The following is a 21,356-nucleotide window of genomic DNA, read 5'->3' as shown; positions in this document are numbered from 1 at the left end:
TTTATTTTAGAGATTTCTATTCGCTCAAAGCATCCCAACCACGCGCTTTTAAAGCAATTTTTGTATTGGCACGAGTGACTAAATGGATTCCTTCACTTTCTTGTGTCATGTGACCAATAATCGTGAAATTTGGATTTCCTTTTATTTTTTCAAAATCCTCCATAGCAATGGTGAAAAGCAATTCGTAATCTTCTCCTCCATTAATTGCAACAGTTGTACTGTCGATGTTGAATTCTTCACAAACATTAATAAATTGAGGATCGATAGGTAGTTTGTCCTCATATAAATTACAACCCACTTTAGACTGCTTGCACAAATGCATAATTTCAGATGATAATCCATCAGAAATATCAATCATAGAGGTTGGTTTTATTTCCAAAGCGTGCAATAAGGTACGGACATCTTTTCTCGCTTCTGGCTTTAATTGGCGTTCTATTAAATAGGTATACGCATCTAAATCCGGTTGTGAATTTGGATTAACCTGAAAAACTTGCTTTTCTCTTTCTAAAACTTGTAATCCCATATAAGCAGCTCCAATATCTCCTGTAACCACTAATAAATCGGTTTGTTTAGCGCCATTTCTATATACGATTTCTTCTTCATCAGCTTCGCCAATTGCAGTAATGCTAATAATTAATCCTTTTTGTGATGAGGTAGTGTCTCCACCTATAACATCTACATTATATTCACGTGCTGCATGCGTAATTCCTGCAAATAATTCATCTAATGCTTCCAAAGGAAAACGGTTAGATACCGCAATGGACACCGTTATTTGTGTTGGTTTGGCATTCATCGCGCAAATGTCAGAAACATTGACAACAACTGCTTTGTAGCCTAAATGTTTAAGGGGCATATAAGCCAAATCAAAATGTACACCTTCAATCAACAAATCTGTTGAAACGACTATTTTTTTATCTTTGAAATCCAAAACGGCAGCATCATCTCCAATTCCCTTTAAAGTAGAAGGTTGATTAATTTCAAAGTTTTTTGTCAAATGGTCTATCAATCCAAATTCTCCTAATTGAGCAATACTTGTACGTTGTGGGGTTTTATCTTCGATCATTTTTTTTCATTGTTTTGAGGTTGCAAATATACAAAGAAATATTCGCCTTGAATTCTATCAAATTCTATCAATTTTATCCGACCTTTAGAGTATTAAATTCGTGAAAAATGAAGTCATTTGATATAGTTACCCTTACAGTTAATCCTGCTTTAGATAAAAGCACTCATTTTAAAGGGTTAGTCCCGGAACAAAAAATACGATGTGATGAGCCTCGGTATGATGCGGGAGGTGGCGGAATTAATGTTTCTAAGGCAATCTCCCGTCTAGGAGGAACATCTTTAGCAGTATTTACTTCTGGTGGACCAATGGGTAAAATGCTTGAAGAATTGGTGGCCAAAGAATCCGTTGAATTTAAAGCAATCGAAGTCCAGACTTGGACCAGAGAAAGTTTTGTCGCTGTAGATGACAACACCAATTCACAATACCGATTTGGGTTTACAGGCGGAAAAATTACGGTAGAAGAAAGCAAAAGAATATTAGAAACCATAGCTAACTTTGAACTAAAATTCCTAGTAGCCAGTGGCAGTTTGAATGAAGGTCTATCAGTAGATTTTTATCAAAAAATTGCTGAAATCGCAAAAAAATCAAATGCTAAATTAATTGTGGACACTTCTGGTGAATCATTAAAAAAAGCATTAGAAATTGGTGTTTATATGATCAAACCCAATGTTGGTGAGCTGGCAAAATTAATAGGTGTGGAGCGATTGGAACTGGGAGAAGTAAACGAAGCCGCAAAACAAATAATTGCTAAAGGCGGTGCCGAAATCGTAGTCGTTTCTCTTGGTCCACAAGGCGCAGTATTGGTTACAAAAGATTCTTATGAATTTGTTCCAGCTCCTAATGTTGCCAAAAAAAGTACTGTTGGTGCCGGTGACAGTATGGTAGGCGGAATGGTTTGGGCGCTTTCGCAAAATAAAAGCCTGAAAGAAGTGATCCGTTGGGGAGTCGCTTGCGGATCGGCAGCGACGATGAATGAAGGAACCCAATTGTTTAAATTCGAAGATGCAAAACGATTGTTTGAATGGTTGAAGAATAAATAAAAACAAAAAAACCTGATAATTTTACATCATCAGGTTTCTATCTTAATACTCAAAAATACTAGTCATTCAACTTCAAAACAGCCATAAACGCTTCTTGTGGAATTTCTACATTTCCAACCAGTCTCATACGTTTTTTACCTTTTTTCTGTTTTTCCAATAATTTACGTTTACGGGAAATATCTCCACCATAACATTTAGCGGTAACATCTTTACGCAACGCTTTTATCGTTTCACGTGAAATCACTTTTACCCCGATAGCCGCTTGAACAGGAATGTCAAATTGCTGGCGCGGAATTAATTCTTTCAGTTTTTCACACATTTTTTTACCAATAGAATACGCATTATCGGCATGCATCAACGAGGACAAAGCATCCACAATCGTTGCGTTCAATAAGATATCAACTTTAACCAAATTAGAAGTTCGCATCCCAATTGGCGTATAATCAAAAGAAGCATATCCTTTAGAAACTGTTTTCAAACGGTCATAAAAGTCAAATACAATCTCTGCTAACGGCATATCAAAAGTCAACTCTACACGTTCCGTTGTCAAATACGTTTGATTGGTAATCAACCCACGTTTTTCAATACACAAACTCATTACATTTCCAACATAATCAGATTTGGTAATGATAGTTGCTTTAATAAAAGGTTCTTCAACATGATCTAAACGAGAAGGCTCCGGCAAGTCCGAAGGGTTATTTACTATAAGTGGTGTTGTAGGATCTTTTTTGGTGTAAGCCAAATACGAAACATTGGGAACGGTAGTAATAACAGTCATGTTAAACTCTCTCTCCAAACGTTCTTGGATAATTTCCATGTGTAACATTCCTAAGAATCCGCAACGGAAACCAAATCCCAAAGCTGCTGAACTTTCCGGTAAAAACACTAACGAGGCATCATTCAACTGCAATTTTTCCATAGAGTTTCTCAACTCTTCATAATCTTCGGTATCTACAGGGTAAATCCCTGCAAAAACCATTGGTTTTACATCTTCAAAACCTTTAATTATATTCGTTGTTGGCGTTTTTGCATCGGTCAACGTATCTCCTACTTTTACTTCTTTCGCTTCTTTAATTCCAGAAATTAAATACCCAACGTCACCTGCTGAAATTACTTGTTTCGGAACTTGGTTTAATTTCAAAGTACCAATTTCATCTGCAAAATATTCATTTCCGGTAGCCATGAATTTAATCTTTTGGCCTTTTTTAATCTGTCCGTTTTTCACACGAAAAATAACTTCGATTCCTCGAAACGGATTGTAATGCGAGTCAAAAATCAACGCTTGTAAAGGCTCATCCACATTTCCTGATGGAGGCGGAATTTTTTCGATAATTGCTGCCAATATATTTTCTACACCAAAACCAGTTTTACCCGAAGCGTGAATAATATCTTCTAATTTACAGCCAAGCAAATCAATAATATCGTCACTTACTTCTTCAGGATTGGCACTTGGTAAATCCACTTTATTCAAAACCGGAATAATTTCCAAGTCATTCTCCAAAGCCAAATATAAATTCGAAATCGTTTGTGCCTGGATACTTTGTGCAGCATCCACAATCAAAAGTGCGCCTTCACAAGCCGCAATTGAACGAGAAACTTCATATGAAAAATCGACGTGTCCCGGAGTATCAATCAAATTCAGGATGTATTCTTGTCCTTTATAGGTGTATTCCATCTGAATCGCGTGACTCTTAATCGTAATCCCACGTTCGCGTTCTAAGTCCATGTTATCAAGCAATTGTGCTTTTTCTTCACGAGCGGTAACGGTTTGTGTTGCACCTAATAATCGGTCAGCAAGCGTGCTTTTCCCGTGATCAATATGTGCAATAATGCAAAAATTCCTAATATGTTTCATGTTCTGTTGATATCAAATTTATTTGGGTTTACCCTAAATTTATTTCAGGGCGTGACCACAAGGGTCGGGCTTTCCGCTACAATCTTTTCCTTTTTAAAGAAAAAAGGAAAAGGATTTCCACTGCAATCCCTCACGCAATCGCCAAACAGCGACAATTAATCTGCAAATATAAGCTAAATTCAACAGTTTCAAAGTCCCGAATTCGCAAACTAATCGCTTTAATACTAAGTCTTTCTTCTTTCTTCTTTTATCCTTTCATCTAAAAAACGTAATTTTGCACCAAATTAAATGATGATGGTCAAGATTGGCAACATAATATTACCCGAATTTCCTTTACTTCTCGCACCTATGGAAGATGTGAGCGATCCACCTTTTCGCAGATTGTGCAAAGCCCATGGCGCCGATTTGATGTATTCAGAATTTATTTCTTCCGAAGGATTAATTCGCGATGCCATCAAAAGCCGAATGAAATTAGACATCTTCGATTACGAACGCCCTGTAGGAATCCAGATTTTTGGTGGTGACGAAGAAGCTATGGCGATGTCCTCCAAAATTGTTTCCGCAGTAAACCCTGATTTAATAGATATTAATTTTGGTTGCCCTGTCAAAAAAGTCGTTTGCAAAGGAGCCGGAGCCGGCGTTTTAAAAGACGTTGATTTGATGATTCGTTTGACTCAGGCTGTTATTAATAGTACCCATTTGCCTGTAACCGTAAAAACCCGTTTGGGTTGGGACGATAATTCCATTAATATTGATGAAGTTGCGGAGCGTTTGCAAGACATTGGTGTTGCAGCTTTGAGCATACACGCCAGAACTCGTGCCCAAATGTACAAAGGCCATTCCGACTGGTCTCACATTGCCCGAGTAAAAAATAATCCTAGAATCACAATGCCAATTTTCGGAAACGGCGATATCGATTCTCCGGAAAAAGCATTACATTATAAAAACGAATACGGTATTGACGGAATAATGATTGGTCGTGCTGCGATTGGTTATCCTTGGATTTTTGACGAAATCAAACATTACTTCAAAACAGGAGAACATTTACCAAAACCTACCGTTGTCGATAGAGTAGAAGCCGTGCGAAATCACCTCACTTGGGCTATGGAATGGAAAGGCGAGAGATTGGGAATTGTTGAAACGAGACCACATTATACCAATTATTTCAAAGGAATTCATTCTTTTAAAACCCACAAACAAAAATTAGTAACCCTAGATCGTCCTGAAGAGTTGTTCGCCGCTTTGAATGAAATCGAAGAGGTTTATGCGGGTTATGAGGTTGTTTAACTAAATCATATAACGGACTACTATGAAAAATTTAAGGCTAATTATTTGTACTTGTTTGATTATATTTTTTACTTTTTTTTATTTCAAAGGAAAAATTAGCGGTGAAAAATTTGATTCTAAATTATGGAAAACTGCAGATCTTAACACTGAAAACAATATGTCTTTGCGATGGGATATGATGAATAGTTTGAGAAATAATTTCGATTTAATAGGGAAAAGTAAAAAAGAAATTGTCGATTTACTTGGAAAACCTTTGAATGAAAAGAGTTTTATTTATGATTATTATTTAGGGTACTCACACACTGGAATTAATACAGGATCATTAAAAATCATATTTGACACAAAGGGAAGAGTTTCTGAAATAATAGTTTGGCAAGGATAATAATTCGCGACAATAAATTAAAATTATTTTTTGTGTTTTTTTTTAAATCTGAAATCAAAAATCATTAATCTGAAATCTTACTCCAACAACTTCTTGCTCACGCGACTACTTGCAATCAATGAAGCAATGAATCCAAGTGTGACAATCGTTCCCATAACAATCAGTACATTTTCGAGAGAGAAAACTACGGGATACGCCAGTGTAGGCGTAATCATAACTAGTTGAAAATGTTGTTGCAGTAACACAATTATAATCCCTAAAACCAGTCCGATAATTCCGCCGAAAACACTCAATAGAGTACCTTGCAGCAGAAATATTTTTCGTAAATCTTTGATTTCGGTTCCAAGATTGAATAAGGTTTTTAGGTTTCCTTTTTTATCCAAAATCATCATAATCAGTGCACCAATCAAGTTGAAAAGCGCCACAACAATCACCAAGGTAAAAATTAAATACACCGCAATATTCTCTGTATTCAGCATTTTGTACAAGGATTCATTGAGTTGCGCCCTGTTTTTTACTGTAATGGTATTATTGAAAATAGTTTGAAGTTGGTCGATGATGGCACTTTCATCAGCGCCCGCTTTTTCTTTGATTTCAATCCCCGAAACCTGATTGGTTTTGTATTCCAATAATTCCTGCGCTAAACCTAAATCGGCAAAAACATATTTCGAATCAAGATCTTCGCTGATGGCATAAATCCCAACAGGAATAATTTCCGTTTTATTAAAAGCTTGTTCGGGATTTTCGATAGCGCCTTTCCCAGGTTTTGGGACTAAAACTTCCAATTGATGATTAAAATCAAACAGTCCCATCGAGAATTTCTGGGCAATTCCATAACCAACCACTACTTGATAGGTATTCGGTTTGAGCCATTGCCCGTTGAAAAGTTTCTTTTCAATAGCATTTACTTTGCTAAAGTTGGAATCAACTCCTTTTAAGTAAGTAACTTCCTGTTTTCCGTCAAAAGTGAATAAAACCCGCTCTTCTATTATTTTAGTATACGAAGCGAGCCCATCAATTTCGTTGATTTGGCTTTCTTGATTCGGAGAAATAAGGAGTGATTTCCCTAAAGTACTGCTTATTTTTAAATCGGGATCAATGTCATTCGTAAACGAAAGACTAAAAACTTTCAACCCGCTAAAAACAGATAAAACCACAAACAAAGCCATTGCGCCAACAATAATTCCCATGCTGGCAATCCGATTGATGATATTGATCGCATTGTTTTTACTATTGCTACGAATATAGCGTTTGGCTATGTAAAGGGGGAAATTCAAATTTTATTGAAATCTGCGTTTGTCCAAAAGATCTCTATTCTCAATAGGATTGTCTTTGTTAGCTAAGGCATTGTCAATTTTTTCGATATAGTCCAAAGAGTCGTCGATAAAGAAAACCAAATTGGGAACTTTTCTTAATTGTAAACGAACACGTTGTGATAAATCATGTTTTATTGTTTTAGAATTGGACTTAACTGCCTCTAAAATCTCTTTTGCTTTGTCCTGAGGGAAAACGCTTAAATGCACTGTAGCCACGGATAAATCTGAAGTTACAACAACCTTGGATACCGAAATTATCAAATTTGTAACTCCGTTTTTTCTCACTTCACCTTGTAGAATGTCAACCAAATCTTTTTGGATAACCCCACCTATTTTTTTCTGTCTATTTGTTTCCATGCTGCAAAAATACTACTTTTAAGTTTTATCCCGAAGTTTCGGGACAAATTTTAAAAGTAACCTAAAAATTGTTGTGTTTTTAGAAGCTATTTCCTGCTATTCGCTATATCTTATTTGCCGAACCCCGGCACATAAGGATGTCGCTGCTATCAGGGCTAGGGGATTTGGGAAATTAGAACGCTAATTCTAAACCCGAAATCTAAAATCGTTAATCAGAAATCTAAAATCGCAATGCAAAGACCTTCATTTTCCATATACGACGCATCGGCAGGTTCCGGGAAAACCTACGCGCTTGTCAAAGAATATCTGAAAATCATATTGGTTGCCAAAAAAAATGATGCCTACCGAAACATTCTCGCCATTACGTTTACCAACAAAGCGGTACACGAAATGAAAAGCCGAATCGTAGGTAGTTTATCCGAGTTTGCCAAAGACGAACCAAGTTCAAAAGCACAGGATTTAATGCAGGATTTGTCCATAGATACGGAACTTTCTATCATTGAAATAAAAACCAAATCACAGCAAATCATCAAGCACATTATTCATAATTATGCCGCTTTTGATATTTCGACGATTGATAAATTCACGCATAAAGTCATTCGGGCTTTTGCACACGATTTGAATTTACCCATGACTTTTGAAGTCACATTGGATACCGAAAATTTATTAATAGAAGCCGTCGATGCTATTATCGCGCAAGCCGGAGAGGATGAAACATTAACCAAGTTGTTAATTGATTTCACGATGGAAAAAACTGACGACGACAAATCTTGGGATATTTCTCGTGAAATTCTTGAAACTGGTCGGTTGGTTTTAAATGAAAATAATCGAAACGAAATCACTCATTTTCAAGATAAATCCATCGCTGAGTTTGTTGAAATCAAAGCCAAATTAACCGAAGCTTGTAAAGTTTTGGAAAAAGAAAGTGTCGTTTTTGCAGAAGAAGGGTTATTGCTAATCGAAAAAAATGGAATTGACACGAAATCCTTTTCCGCGGGACATTTTCCAAAACATTTGTCGAGTATTCAAGAAGGAAAATTCAATCCAAAAAACAAAACCTATCACGAATTTGATGACATAAAAATCAATAAAACTGCAAAAGATCGTGCGATTATTGAAAATATAATTCCTGATTTATTGCAATTTCTAGACAAAGTTTACAAAACTTTCGAAAAGATAAATTTTTATAAAGCTTTCTTGAAAAACATTACACCTTTATCATTATTAAATACGGTCAGTAATGAATTAGCCAAAATTCAGGAAGAACAAAACGTACTTTCCATTTCCGAATTTAATGCGATTATTCATCGTGAAATTCAAAATCAGCCCGCTCCTTTTATATATGAACGATTGGGCGAGCGCTACCGTCATTTTTTTATTGATGAATTTCAGGATACTTCCGAAATGCAATGGCAGAATTTAATTCCGCTCATTGATAATGCGCTTTCGGGTCAGGATGATTTTGGGGTAAAAGGAACTTTGATGATTGTGGGCGATCCCAAACAATCCATTTACAGATGGCGTGGTGGAAAAGCGGAACAATTTATTGAATTGAGTAAAGACCAAAATCCATTCAACAATCCCGATAAAAAACTGGAGCATTTAGATAAAAATTACCGCAGTTATTCTCAGATAATCGAATTCAATAATGATTTCTTTAAATTGTTATCGAATGAATTCGAGCATTTGGATTATAAAGATTTGTATGAAAATCACAGTCATCAAAAATCCAATGACAAAACCGGAGGTTATGTGAATATTTCTTTCATCCCAAAAGTAGAGAAAATAGATAATAATCACGAAGCTTCGGCAGATGAAGAGGCTTTGGATAAAACTGATTTGTATGTTTTAGCAACTTTAAATACCATTCAAAAAACGTTAAAACAAGGGTTTCAATACAAAGATATAGTGATTCTGACTCGAAAACGAGACCAAGGAATTGCGATTGCCAATTATCTGACGGAGCAAGCTATTCCGCTTTTGTCGTCAGAAACCCTAATGATTCAAAATGCCACCGAAGTCCGATTGATTATTCATTTATTAAAATACTTGAAAAACAGTTCTGATTTGGAATCCAAAGCAAATTTTCTTCAATATTTAGCGCAAAACAGTCAGGATAAATTACCGATTCATGATTTTATCGCTCAAGGAATGGCGTTATTTCAGGAAACTGATTTCGAAGACTGGTTGGTGAGTTTTGATGTTTTGCTTTCGTTTCAAAATATTAGAAAAAAATCATTGTATGAAGCGGTGGAAACTATAATAAGTAAATTCCTCTCCCCAGCCCTCTCCAAAGGAAAGGGTGACGGAATAGTGAATCGTGTGGATAAATTAGGGTACATGACTGGTGGAAATTATTCTCATCTTTTAATTGAAAAAGCAAAAGAGATGAGGAAACAGCCAACTCATGCCGAGAAAGTTCTTTGGATGGAGCTCAAATCTAAATCATTAGAAGATTATAAATTCAGGCAACAACATTTGATAGATGATTTTATTGTTGACTTTGTTTGTTTGTCAAAAAAACTGGTTGTTGAAGTAGATGGGGATTATCATTTTACCGAAGAACAAGTTGAGTTAGATAATAATAGGACAATTACTCTAAATAAATTAGGCTATAAAGTCATTCGATTTACCAATGAGCAAGTTATAAAGAGTATTTCAGAAGTTTTGAAAAGAATACAAGAAGAATTAATTCAACAAGAAGAAATTCAAAATTCCAACTTATCGGTTTCGTCTCCCTCCCCTTCGGGGAGGGTTGGGGAGGGGAATGCCTACGTCCAATATTTTCTAGACATTGTTCTGGAACGAGACATTCGCAATCAAGCAGGGATTTCTGATTTCCTGAATTTTTGGGATAAAAATGCAGAGAAATTCAGTATTCCATCTCCGGAAGGGACTAATGCCGTTCGAATTATGACGATTCATAAATCGAAAGGATTGGAGTTTCCGGTGGTTATTTTTCCTTTTGCTGAGGAAGATTATAATCGAAAACCAAAAGATAAATTATGGCTTAATGCTGAGGAACAAGATTTTGGTTTGCCAAAAGTTTTAATCGACAATAGCAGTGCGGTAGAAGGATTTGGCGAAGAAGCTGCTGGCGTTTACAATCAAAAAAAGCAGGAAGAATTATTAGATAATATCAATGTTTTATACGTTGCTTTAACAAGAGCTGAGGAGCAGTTGTATGTAATATCAAATATGAATTTATCTAGTAAAGGAGAAATTCCAAAGAATAATATGTGTAGTTTTTTTATTAATTATTTGGGTAACAAAGGCCAATTTGATGAAAATAAATTGGAATATGAATTTGGAAATGTAACGAAATTATCTTCAGTAAAACAACACATCGATACTTCAAAAACGATTCCTTTGGTTTCAGAAATTCTAAATCCAAAGAATATAAAAATAGCACAGCGAGAAGCATTAATGTGGGGGACACTCCAACAAGAAGCCATAGAGTATGGGAATGTCATTCACGAAATTTTATCTTTTGTAAGAACTAAAAACGATATTGATTTGGCGATTACAAAATCTATTGAAAATGGATTAATTACCCTGAATCAAAAAGAATTAGTTTATAAAACGATTCAGGAAATTGTCAATCATTTAGAACTTTCAACTTATTTTGCTGAAGGAAATGAAATTTTGAATGAGCAAACAATCATTCAAAAAGAAGGAAAAACAGTAAAACCGGACCGAATGGTTTTAACTAAAGATAAGGAAGTATTGTTACTGGATTATAAAACTGGAACGCATAATGTTAAATACCAACAACAATTGGAGAATTATCAGGATGCTATTGAGAAAATGGGATACAAAGTAGTTAAAAAGGCATTGGTATACATAGGGAAAGAAATCGATGTAGTAAATTTGTAAGCTACTATTGAAAGGAATAAATAACGGCTTTAATAAACTTATAAAATGTACGGAAAAATCAAAGAATACTTACAGTCAGAATTGCAAACTATTGAAGATAACGGAATTTTCAAAAAAGAAAGAATCATCACTTCGCCACAAGGAGCAGAAATCACTATTTCTACAGGTGAGAAAGTTTTAAATTTTTGTGCTAATAATTATCTTGGATTGTCATCGCACCCAGAAGTAATTCAGGCTGCTAAAGATGCTTTGGATACACACGGTTTCGGAATGTCATCAGTTCGGTTTATTTGTGGGACTCAAGATATCCATAAAACATTGGAAAAAAAGATTTCTGAATTTTATGGGACAGAAGATACTATTCTTTATGCCGCCGCTTTTGATGCTAACGGTGGTGTTTTTGAGCCGTTGCTAGGAGAAAATGATGCAATAATTTCAGATAGTTTAAATCATGCTTCTATCATAGATGGGGTTCGTTTGTGTAAAGCGGCTCGCTATCGTTATGAAAATAGCAATATGGAAGATTTGGAGCAACAATTAATCAAAGCTACTGAGGCTGGAACTCGTTTCAAATTAATTGTTACTGATGGCGTTTTTTCTATGGACGGAGTTGTGGCCCCTTTGGATAAAATCTGTGATTTAGCAGATAAATATGATGCAATGGTAATGGTGGATGAATGTCATGCTGCCGGATTCATAGGCGCAACCGGAAAAGGGACACTTGAGGCAAAAGGCGTAATGGGAAGGGTAGATATCATTACTGGAACATTAGGTAAAGCCCTTGGAGGAGCAATGGGTGGGTATACTACTGCTAAAAAAGAAATTATCGAAATATTGCGCCAACGTTCCAGACCTTACTTGTTTTCTAATTCCCTTGCGCCAGCCATTGTTGGAGCTTCTATAAAGGTTTTTGAAATATTAGAAAGAGATACTGTGTTACGCGATAAGTTAGAATGGAATACAAATTATTTCAAAGAGGGAATGAAAAAAGCTGGTTTCGATATTATTGATGGTGATTCAGCAATCGTTCCTGTGATGCTTTATGATGCAAAATTGTCCCAAACTATGGCAAATGAGCTTTTAAAAAGAGGAATTTATGTTATTGGCTTCTTTTTTCCTGTGGTCCCTAAGGATAAAGCAAGAATCAGAGTGCAGCTGTCTGCAGCACATACAATCGCTCATTTAGATAAGGCAATTAGTGCTTTTATTGAAGTTGGCAGAATGTTAAATGTTGTGTAATTTTGATTTGAAGTTATATAATTTCCACTTTTAGCGATTTTTATAGGTTTTTTTTAACATTTCATTTTGTAGTTAAAAATTTACGAGTTACTTTTGTCTGTAATTAACTAAATTGTAATTAAAAAAATTAAGTATGAAACATCTTAACAAACTTTTAGTTGCCGTAATGATGGTGATGGGTTTAAGCTCTCACGCACAAGACAGTAACAATCCATGGGCAATCTCTTTTGGGGTTAATGCCGTTGACACTAAAACTAGTGCTGGTGGTGGGCATAATTGGTTAGACCGACATTTTTCTCAGCCTTTCGCTGTTAAAGACAACTGGAACATTCTTCCTTCTGTGTCATACATTAGTGTATCTAGATACATAGGTGATAATTTCTCTTTTGGACTTACTGGTTCTGTAAACAAAATTGATAAATATGTGAAATTTGCTCCAACTGCTGTTGGTCATGATTCTCGTGGATACATAGTTTCTAATCCTGGAGACCTAATGTATTACGGTGTTGACGCAACTATTAAATACAGTTTGATGAACTTAATCAACTCTAAAGTAATTGATCCGTCATTATCTGTTGGTGGAGGATATACATTCTTTGGAGACAGTAGTTATGGAACTCTTAATCCAGGTGCTGGTCTTACTTTATGGTTTACTGAAAACATTGGATTAGAACTTGCAACAAAATACAAAAAATCTTTTGGTGATAGAGAAGATGCTTCGGGAACTCCTGACGCTCCATCACATTTTCAACACAGTGCAGGTCTTATTTTCAAATTTGGAGGTAAAGATACTGATGGTGATGGAATATATGACAAAGATGATGCGTGTCCAGAAGTTGCTGGTTTAAAACAATTCAATGGTTGTCCTGATACTGACGGAGATGGAATTCAAGATAGTGCTGATGCTTGTCCAGATGTTGCTGGTTTAGCTGCATTGAACGGATGTCCTGATACTGATGGAGATGGAATTGCTGATAAGGATGATGCTTGTCCAGAAGTTGCTGGTTTAGCTGCATTAAAAGGTTGTCCAGATTCTGATGGAGATGGAGTAGCTGATAAAGATGATAAATGTCCAACTGTTGCAGGTCCTAAAGAAAACGCAGGTTGTCCTTGGCCAGATACTGATGGAGATGGTGTTTTAGACAAAGATGATAAATGTCCAGACGTAAGAGGAACTGTTGCTAATCAAGGTTGTCCAGAAGTTTCAGAAGAAGTTATGAAAACTTTAAATAACTATGGTAAAATAATCTTGTTTGATTCTGGTAAAGCTACTTTCCAAAAAGGTACCTACACAGTTTTACAATCAATCACTTCAATCTTAAAAGAATATCCTTATTCAAGATTCATGATCGAAGGTCACTGTGATAGTGATGGTAGTAATGAACTTAACCAAACGTTATCTGAGAACAGAGCTGCTGCAGTTAAAAATTATTTAATTGAAAACGGAATTGCTGCTGATAGACTTAGATCTACAGGTTTTGGAGAAACTAAACCAATTGCAACTAACAAAACTGCAAAAGGTAAAGCAATGAACAGAAGAGTTGAAATATCTTTGATTAAAGAATAATTTCTTTCTAAAATATTTATGGAAAACGCCTCGATTTATCGGGGCGTTTTTTTTATTTTTATAGAATGACAAATACTTCTTTTTTAGATAAAATAGCCGCAGTTTTAATTAATAACTATTCAGATAATCTATCCAATACGATTGTTGTTTTACCAAACAAAAGGGCAAAAATATTTTTAATTGAAGCGCTGAAAAATCAGGTAACCTCAAATATACTTTCTCCTGAAATTATAAGCATTGAAGACTTTGTTCAAGACATAGCAGGCATTCGTACTATTGATCCGATTGAGCTCTTATTTGAATTTTATGAAGTATACCTATCTATTACTGATAAAACAAACCAACAATCATTCGAATTATTTGCCAATTGGGCTAAAACACTATTACAGGATTTTAATGAAATTGACCGGTACTTATTAGAACCTTCCCATGTTCTTTCGTATCTGAAGGATATCGAAGACATAAAAAAATGGGGAATTGAAGTTGAAAATAAGACTGTATTATTAGAGAAATATATCGATTTTTGGAAATTACTACCCAATTATTATCAATCACTTTATAGTCATTTATTGAATAAAGGAATCGGTTATCAAGGCTTGATTTATCGTGAAGCGGTAAATAACCTAAACCATTTTTCGAATTCAGTACAGAACAAACAATTTCTATTTGCAGGGTTTAACGCACTGAATGCTGCCGAAGAAAAAATAATCCAACATCTTATTGCTTCTGATCAAGCCAAGGTATATTGGGATGTTGATCAAACCTTTCTGAACGATCCATATCACGATGCAGGACTGTTTGTAAGGCGTTTCAAAGAAAGTTGGAAACATTATAAGCTGCATCCGTTTGAATGGATTGTAAATGATTTTTCGCAGACTAAAAACATTCGAGTTATTGGAACACCAAAAACGATTGGTCAGGCCAAAATAGCTGGAAGTATTATTGAAAATGTTATCAATGAAAATCCTGAAGGTAAGCTTGATAAAGTGGCTGTGGTTCTTGGGGAGGAAAATCTTTTGGTTCCACTTTTATACTCGTTACCGTCAAGCGTTGGTGCTTTGAATATTACTATGGGGTATTCGAGTAAGAACAATCCAGCCCAGATTTTGATTGCCAAATTGTTTAAAATGCATACTAATGCTATGTCTAGAAATGCCAAAAGTTATGTCTTGTATTACAAAGATGTATTGGATATCTTGACACACCCTTTGGTGGAACCGTATGCTAAAACTAATGTGTTAGTCAAAATTATCAATCAAAATAATTACACTTTTATTACCCATCATAAATTGATGGAATTAAATGTAAATCCATCGGAGTTGTTTCTTTTGTTATTTCAAAAATGGGAGCATGGTTCAATTCCGGTATTAGAGACAATTTCCAAATTATTGCAGACAATAAAAAACAATTTAAGCAACGACAACGAGGAAGAAAAAATCACCAAGTCTTTTGTCTTTGCCATTTTCAAAGTCATTAATAAATTGATTAATTACTATTCGAAACACGAACATATTGATAAAATAGAAACACTTTATGCCATCTACAAACAAGTAATTGATTTGGCCGAAGTTTCCTTTGAAGGAGAACCGTTGAATGGTCTACAGATTATGGGAGTTTTAGAAAGTCGTGTTTTGGATTTTGACACCGTTATTGTCACTTCAATGAATGAAGGGAAATTTCCAGCTGGAAAATCGCAGAATTCTTTTATTCCGTATGATGTGAAACGCGAATTGGGTTTGCCGACATTCAAAGAAAAAGATGCTATTTATACATATCACTTTTATCATTTATTACAAAGAGCAAAGAACATTTATTTACTGTATAATACAGAAAGCGAAGGGTTGGATGCGGGTGAAAAAAGCCGATTCATCACCCAACTGGAAGTCGAAAAGCAAAAAAATCATACCCTTACGCACGAAATTTATAATGCTGTTTTACCTGAAACAGCGTATAAACCGATGGTAATCCCAAAATCGGAAAGTGTGATGGTGCGATTGAAAGAAATTGCCGAGAAAGGTTTTTCTCCATCGGCATTGACGAGTTATATACGAAATCCGATTCAGTTTTATTTCCAGAAGATTTTACGCATCAGCGAAGTCGAAGAAGTCGAAGAAGTCGAAGAAAATATTGCGCTGAATACGTTGGGAACCATTATTCATGAAACTTTGAAGGTTTTATATGAGCCGTTCATTGGGAAATTTATTTCAGAAAGTGACATTTTAAACTGTTTCAAACAAATTGACGCTGAGGTTTTGAAGCAATTCAAATTGGTTTACAAAGAAGGCGAAATCAAAAAAGGGCGAAATTTATTGGCTTTTGAAGTGGCGAAACGAAATGTTTCAAATTTCCTGAAAGTAGAATTGGAAAGTATCAAAAATGGGGACGCAATCAAAATTATTGCTTTAGAACAAACATTCGCACGTACTTTAAATCATCCTAATTTACCTTTTCCGGTATTGATAAAAGGAAACGTGGATAGAATTGAAGAGCGCAACGGAATCATTCGAATTATCGATTATAAAACGGGTAAAGTAGAAAAAGCAAGCGTCACGCTAAAATCCTGGAAAGGATTAACCGAAGATATTAAAAGCGATAAAATCATTCAGGTTTTGGCTTATGCATTCATGTACGAAAATGAAGCACAAGGAAAACCAATTGAAGCAGGGATTATTTCTTTTAAAAATTTGAAAGCAGGATTTCTTCCGTTTAATTTTAAAGAAGACAAAGAAATAAATTCAATTATAAATGAAGAAGTTTTGAGTAAATATCTCGAACAAATAGTACTGTTATTAAGCGAAATATTAGATCAGAATATTCCTTTTGAAGAGAAAATAATTTAAATCCTTTTAAAAAAAGCTAATAAGACTTTTAATAATTCTTCTCGATTCTCAATATGAGACATGTGTCCGTCTGGAAATGTAACCAGTTCTACTTGAGTGTTTTCTATTTGTTCTTTAGTTTCTTCGTAATTTAGAACAGGATCTTTTTCGCCAAGAATTAATAGTTTTGGATACGGTGTCAGATGCAATAAAACTTCCCGGTCTTTTCTTGTTTTCATTCCTTCGAGTGAGGCAACAATTCCTTGAAGTGGCGTTTTTAAGGCTTCTTTTTTAACGCTTTCGATTTCTGATGACAATCTTTCTCGATTGGATTCGTTGAATAAATTTGCGATGGAGAGCGAAACAAAATTGATAAAAGATTGTTTTACGGCTTTAATAGCTCGGTCCCGATTTATTTTTCGTTCTTCGCTATCCGCTCTTGTAGTTGAATTTAGTAAAACTAATCCTTTTATGGTGTCAGGGTATAATTCGGCGAAAGCCAAAGCCACATAACCACCCATAGAATGCCCGACAAAAATGGCTTTCCGGATGCGCAGTTCCGATAAAACAGCATGAACCGCATCTGCATTATCTTCCATCGTTTGTACGTAACTCAAGCATTCCGTTGCGCCATGTCCTAATAAATCAATCGTGATGACGCGGTTTTTTTTAGCAAATTCCGGAATGTAAAAATCCCACATGCCTTTGTTTTCCAAGAAACCATGAAGCAAGACAATAACGGTTCCTTTTCCGGTATCGGAATAGGAGATGTTGGTGTTTTTAAAGAGAATTTGTTTCAAAATGGAAATTTAGTCTACAAAAGTAGCATTTTATTTTTTTAACCATTTAAGAAATATAAGTTCATGTAAGCAATTCATGAATACGCTTGTATTAAAAATAGTATATTTGAGAAAAGCAATTATAAATATGAACAGACTTGTGATTATTGGAAATGGATTTGATTTGGCTCATGGGTTACCGACGAAATACAGTGATTTTATTAATGATTATTGGAAGAATGTATGTGACACTAAAGGAACTAAAACCATAATAAACAAGAATGATGAGTTTGTTACAATTATATGCAAGTTTGGACACTCGTATAATTTATCTGAATATAAAGCTATTGATGACTTAAAATCTTATGAAGAATTAAATAATTTCATAGGAAGAAATGCGGAAAAGAAGTATGGTGAATTTGTTATGGAATTTAAAAATTTATTTTTTAAAAAAATTTCCGAAGATTCAATTCAAAATTGGGTTGATATAGAAAATGAATATTATAAACTTTTAAAAGAGTGTGTTAAACAAAATAATAATTATAAAATAATTAAATTAAATAAAGAATTTGAACAAGTTAAAGGTCTCCTAGAAAAGTATTTGCTTAAAAATGTAGAGGAGAAATATGATTTTTCAAAAGATTCAGTTGAGGAATTTGTTGAGATTTTTAACAAATGTTATTATGAAAAACATGAGCTTGATAGATTCTTAACGGAATTGTCTAATAGAGATGTTCAAGTTATCAAAGATAGATTTGATAAATTTGAAAAAGAATTTCTTTCGCTTGGAGATATTCCGAAACAAGGACTTTTTAAAGACGAATTAAGTTTAGATACCTACTTTCTAAGTTTTAATTATACAACTACGGTTTTTAATTACTCAAAATTATTGGGTTTAGATCTTGATTCACTTAATGAAATTCATGGAAGATTAGATGATAAAAGTAATCCAATTAACTTTGGTTTTGGGGATGAAATGGATAAACAGTATCAAGAAATTGAAGAGAAAAATGATAATGAATATTTAAAAAACATTAAATCTTTTCAATACTTACATACGTCAAATTATAAAAGACTTTTGGATTTAATTGATAGCGATATTTATCAAGTATATATAATGGGACATTCTTGTGGGTTATCGGATAGAACATTATTGAATACTGTTTTTGAACATAATAACTGTCGCTCCATTAAAATTTTTTATCATGAAACAAAAGATGAACATGGTAAAATTGTCAAGGATAATTATACTGAAATCACTCAAAACATATCTAGACATTTTAACAAGAAGAAATTAATGAGAGAAAAGATTGTAAACAAAACTCTTTGTCAACCTTTACCACAAATTCAACTTCCTTTAAAATAAAACGGCTCCCATTTCTGAAAGCCGTTTATAAAATTTAAAATCGTCTGTCGCCATCAAGAAGACTTCCTAATCCGCCTAATAAACTGCCTTCGTCGCGACTGTTTCCGCCAGCTTTTGGCGCAGATGCGATGATTCTGTCGGCGAGTCGGCTGAAAGGTAAGGATTGAATGTAAACCGTTCCCGGACCACGAAGAGTGGCATAAAATAAGCCTTCGCCGCCAAAAATAGAATTCTTTATACCGCCAATAAACTCAATATCATAATCGACATCTTTGGTAAAACCAACAATACAACCCGTGTCGACTTTTAGGATTTCGCCTGCGGCTAATTCTTTTTTTGCTAATGTTCCGCCGGTATGGACAAACGCCAGACCATCACCTTCTACTTTTTGCATAATGAAACCTTCACCACCAAACAATCCGCGACCGAGTTTTTTAGAGAATTCGATTCCTATAGAAACGCCTTTGGCAGCACATAAAAATGCATCTTTCTGGCAAATGAATTTTCCGCCAAATTGGGTTAAGTCAATTGGGATTATTTTTCCAGGATAAGGCGATGCGAAGGAAACCTTACTTTTGGTATTGTTTTGATTGATGAACGCTGTCATGAAGAGGCTTTCTCCGGTTAGGACTCTTTTTCCTGCGCTTAAAAGTTTACCAAACAATCCGGTTTGTTGTCCGGAGCCGTCGCCAAAGATGGTTTCCATTTGGATATTATTATCCATCATCATAAAACTTCCTGCTTCGGCAATTACAATTTCCTGTGGGTCTAATTCTATTTCCACATATTGCATTTCCTCGCCGTAAATGTGGTAGTCTATTTCGTGTGCTTGCATGATTTCTGTAGTTTAAGGTTTTTTAAATAAGTCGGAAGCTGGATTATAAAGTTACAGTTTTAAGATGGATTTTGGAATTGATGTTATGGAGTTATAGATTTTCTGGGTGCAGTGCGCAAGGGATAGTAGCGGAAAGCCCACAGCGCAGCATTTTTTTGCGGTGCGAGGACTTGTAGCGAATAGCCCGACGCAGCAGGAGTTTACGGAGGCTGGGTTGCGCCCCAATAAAAAACGGCCTACATTGCTGTAAGCCGTTCTGGTTATATTTGAAAGGATTTTAACAATTCATCAACGTTTCAATTTCATCCACTTCAATAGGAATGTTGCGCATCAAATTAAATGGTTCGCCGGTTTCCTGAACGATTACATTGTCCTCCAAACGGATTCCGAAACCTTCGGCAGGAATGTAAATTCCCGGTTCTACGGTGAAAACCATATTGGCTTGCATTGGTTCAGTCAGGATTCCATAATCGTGCGTGTCCAATCCCATGTGGTGGGAAGTTCCGTGCATGAAATGTTTTTTGTAAGCGGGCCATTCCGGGTTTTCGTTTTGTACATCGGCTTTGTCCAGCAATCCTAAACCAAGTAATTCTGAAGTCATGATTTTTCCCACTTCAAAATGATATTGTTTCCAAAGTGTTCCTGGTGTAAGCATTTTGGTCGCTTCGTTTTTTACACGTAAAACGGCTTCGTACACCTGTTTTTGTCTGCCGGTAAATTTTCCTGAAACAGGTATCATTCTCGTCATATCGCTGGAATAATTCGCATATTCTGCAGCCACATCCAATAAAATCAAATCACCTACGTGGCATTGTTGGTTGTTTTCGATGTAATGCAACACATTAGCATTATTTCCGGAAGCGATAATTGGCGTGTAGGCAAAACCTTTGGAACGATTGCGAATGAACTCGTGGATCAACTCTGCTTCGATTTCGTATTCGGTTACATTTGGTTTTACAAAGGATAATAATCTTCTGAAACCTTTTTCAGTAACGTTGCAAGCATTTTGGATTAAATCCAATTCTTCGGTTTCTTTTACAGAACGAAGGCGTTGTAATATGGGATTACTTTTTGCAACTGCATGCGCAGGATATTTCTCTTTCCACCATTTTACAAAACGGGCTTCACGGGTTTCGGTTTCCACGGTGGCGCGGTAATGCTCGTTGGTATTGATGTAAATCGTATCCGAATGTGTCATCATTTCGAATAAAATTTTCTCGAAATCCTGTAACCAATGCACGGTTTTGATTCCTGAAACTTCAAAAGCGCGTTCTTTGGTTAGTTTTTCGCCTTCCCAAATTGCAATGTGTTCGCTGGTTTCTTTCAAGAATACCATTTCTCTTTGATGCTCGTATGGTGCATCAGGAAAAAGCAATAAAATACTTTCCTCTTGGTCCACTCCGCTTAAATAAAAGATGTCACGGTGTTGTGCAAAAGGCATCGTACTATCGGCACTTATTGGATAAATATCATTAGAGTTGAAGACAGCAATACTTTTTGGCTTCATCTGAGCCATGAATTTGGTGCGATTTTTTATAAATAAATCCCGGTCAATTTGATGGTATTTCATAGCAA

Annotated in this window: 15 protein-coding genes; 8 read left to right on the top strand and 7 right to left on the bottom strand. The window is 35.3% G+C overall.

What is annotated here, in order from left to right:
• Positions 1 to 16 precede the first annotated feature (16 nt).
• A complete protein-coding gene (gene thiL, locus ACM55K_RS01075) occupies positions 17 to 1,063 on the bottom strand; it encodes a thiamine-phosphate kinase (RefSeq protein WP_416848378.1) in 1,047 nt (348 codons plus the stop codon).
• A gap of 107 nt (positions 1,064 to 1,170) precedes the next feature.
• Here thiL and ACM55K_RS01070 point away from each other — a divergent pair, with 107 nt between their 5' ends.
• Positions 1,171 to 2,103 (top strand): 1-phosphofructokinase family hexose kinase, encoded by a 933-nt coding sequence (locus ACM55K_RS01070; protein WP_416848377.1) that lies wholly within the window; start codon positions 1,171 to 1,173, stop codon positions 2,101 to 2,103.
• Positions 2,104 to 2,161: 58 nt separating this feature from the next.
• On the opposite strand, the gene lepA is transcribed toward ACM55K_RS01070, so the two are convergent.
• A complete protein-coding gene (lepA, locus tag ACM55K_RS01065; protein ID WP_073209088.1) occupies positions 2,162 to 3,958 on the bottom strand; it encodes a translation elongation factor 4 in 1,797 nt (598 codons plus the stop codon).
• A 294-nt stretch (positions 3,959 to 4,252) separates the two neighbouring features.
• Here lepA and dusB point away from each other — a divergent pair, with 294 nt between their 5' ends.
• Both dusB and ACM55K_RS01055 read left to right on the top strand, forming a co-directional pair.
• A complete protein-coding gene (gene dusB / locus ACM55K_RS01060) occupies positions 4,253 to 5,245 on the top strand; it encodes a tRNA dihydrouridine synthase DusB (protein WP_416848969.1) in 993 nt (330 codons plus the stop codon).
• A 22-nt stretch (positions 5,246 to 5,267) separates the two neighbouring features.
• On the top strand, positions 5,268 to 5,627 hold the full coding sequence (locus tag ACM55K_RS01055) for a hypothetical protein (RefSeq protein WP_416848376.1): 360 nt from the start codon (positions 5,268 to 5,270) through the stop codon (positions 5,625 to 5,627).
• 77 nt (positions 5,628 to 5,704) lie between these two features.
• Here the strand turns inward: ACM55K_RS01055 and ACM55K_RS01050 are convergent, their stop codons facing one another.
• Together ACM55K_RS01050 and rbfA are read right to left on the bottom strand one after the other, a co-directional pair.
• Positions 5,705 to 6,904, bottom strand: a complete 1,200-nt coding sequence (locus ACM55K_RS01050) for an ABC transporter permease (protein WP_416848375.1) — start codon at positions 6,902 to 6,904, stop codon at positions 5,705 to 5,707.
• A gap of 3 nt (positions 6,905 to 6,907) precedes the next feature.
• Positions 6,908 to 7,300, bottom strand: a complete 393-nt coding sequence (rbfA, locus tag ACM55K_RS01045; RefSeq protein WP_416848374.1) for a 30S ribosome-binding factor RbfA — start codon at positions 7,298 to 7,300, stop codon at positions 6,908 to 6,910.
• A 231-nt stretch (positions 7,301 to 7,531) separates the two neighbouring features.
• Here rbfA and ACM55K_RS01040 point away from each other — a divergent pair, with 231 nt between their 5' ends.
• The 4 genes from ACM55K_RS01040 to ACM55K_RS01025 all read left to right on the top strand — a co-directional run bounded on the left by ACM55K_RS01040 (position 7,532) and on the right by ACM55K_RS01025 (position 16,822).
• Positions 7,532 to 11,176: a UvrD-helicase domain-containing protein gene (locus tag ACM55K_RS01040; protein WP_416848373.1), complete on the top strand. Its 3,645-nt coding sequence runs from the start codon at positions 7,532 to 7,534 to the stop codon at positions 11,174 to 11,176.
• A gap of 45 nt (positions 11,177 to 11,221) precedes the next feature.
• Positions 11,222 to 12,415 (top strand): glycine C-acetyltransferase, encoded by a 1,194-nt coding sequence (kbl, locus tag ACM55K_RS01035; protein ID WP_416848372.1) that lies wholly within the window; start codon positions 11,222 to 11,224, stop codon positions 12,413 to 12,415.
• A 133-nt stretch (positions 12,416 to 12,548) separates the two neighbouring features.
• Positions 12,549 to 13,982, top strand: a complete 1,434-nt coding sequence (locus ACM55K_RS01030) for an OmpA family protein (protein WP_416848371.1) — start codon at positions 12,549 to 12,551, stop codon at positions 13,980 to 13,982.
• Positions 13,983 to 14,047: 65 nt separating this feature from the next.
• Positions 14,048 to 16,822, top strand: coding sequence for a PD-(D/E)XK nuclease family protein (locus ACM55K_RS01025; protein WP_416848370.1), 2,775 nt, complete (start codon positions 14,048 to 14,050; stop codon positions 16,820 to 16,822).
• On the opposite strand, the gene ACM55K_RS01020 is transcribed toward ACM55K_RS01025, so the two are convergent.
• A complete protein-coding gene (locus ACM55K_RS01020; protein ID WP_416848369.1) occupies positions 16,819 to 17,601 on the bottom strand; it encodes an alpha/beta fold hydrolase in 783 nt (260 codons plus the stop codon). The genes ACM55K_RS01025 and ACM55K_RS01020 overlap by 4 nt on opposite strands.
• A gap of 106 nt (positions 17,602 to 17,707) precedes the next feature.
• Between ACM55K_RS01020 and ACM55K_RS01015 the strand changes: the two genes are divergently transcribed.
• On the top strand, positions 17,708 to 18,946 hold the full coding sequence (locus ACM55K_RS01015; protein WP_416848368.1) for an AbiH family protein: 1,239 nt from the start codon (positions 17,708 to 17,710) through the stop codon (positions 18,944 to 18,946).
• Positions 18,947 to 18,980: 34 nt separating this feature from the next.
• Here the strand turns inward: ACM55K_RS01015 and ACM55K_RS01010 are convergent, their stop codons facing one another.
• Both ACM55K_RS01010 and ACM55K_RS01005 read right to left on the bottom strand, forming a co-directional pair.
• Entirely contained in the window at positions 18,981 to 19,781 is an 801-nt protein-coding gene (locus ACM55K_RS01010) for a TIGR00266 family protein (protein ID WP_416848367.1), read from the bottom strand.
• A gap of 277 nt (positions 19,782 to 20,058) precedes the next feature.
• Entirely contained in the window at positions 20,059 to 21,351 is a 1,293-nt protein-coding gene (locus tag ACM55K_RS01005; RefSeq protein WP_416848366.1) for an aminopeptidase P family protein, read from the bottom strand.
• Positions 21,352 to 21,356: the final 5 nt, after the last annotated feature.

Source organism: Flavobacterium arabinosi (genome assembly GCF_048158725.1).
Lineage (GTDB): Bacteria > Bacteroidota > Bacteroidia > Flavobacteriales > Flavobacteriaceae > Flavobacterium > Flavobacterium arabinosi.
This window is presented reverse-complemented; position numbering and strand designations above follow the sequence as displayed.

Bases quoted from the DNA above. Each gene is read 5' to 3' on its own strand.
- thiL (WP_416848378.1), bottom strand. From the start codon at position 1,063: ATGATCGAAGATAAAACCCCACAACGTACAAGTATTGCTCAATTAGGA.
- ACM55K_RS01070 (WP_416848377.1), top strand. From the start codon at position 1,171: ATGAAGTCATTTGATATAGTTACCCTTACAGTTAATCCTGCTTTAGAT.
- lepA (WP_073209088.1), bottom strand. From the start codon at position 3,958: ATGAAACATATTAGGAATTTTTGCATTATTGCACATATTGATCACGGG.
- dusB (WP_416848969.1), top strand. From the start codon at position 4,253: ATGGTCAAGATTGGCAACATAATATTACCCGAATTTCCTTTACTTCTC.
- ACM55K_RS01055 (WP_416848376.1), top strand. From the start codon at position 5,268: ATGAAAAATTTAAGGCTAATTATTTGTACTTGTTTGATTATATTTTTT.
- rbfA (WP_416848374.1), bottom strand. From the start codon at position 7,300: ATGGAAACAAATAGACAGAAAAAAATAGGTGGGGTTATCCAAAAAGAT.
- ACM55K_RS01040 (WP_416848373.1), top strand. From the start codon at position 7,532: ATGCAAAGACCTTCATTTTCCATATACGACGCATCGGCAGGTTCCGGG.
- kbl (WP_416848372.1), top strand. From the start codon at position 11,222: ATGTACGGAAAAATCAAAGAATACTTACAGTCAGAATTGCAAACTATT.
- ACM55K_RS01030 (WP_416848371.1), top strand. From the start codon at position 12,549: ATGAAACATCTTAACAAACTTTTAGTTGCCGTAATGATGGTGATGGGT.
- ACM55K_RS01025 (WP_416848370.1), top strand. From the start codon at position 14,048: ATGACAAATACTTCTTTTTTAGATAAAATAGCCGCAGTTTTAATTAAT.
- ACM55K_RS01010 (WP_416848367.1), bottom strand. From the start codon at position 19,781: ATGCAAGCACACGAAATAGACTACCACATTTACGGCGAGGAAATGCAA.
- ACM55K_RS01005 (WP_416848366.1), bottom strand. From the start codon at position 21,351: ATGAAATACCATCAAATTGACCGGGATTTATTTATAAAAAATCGCACC.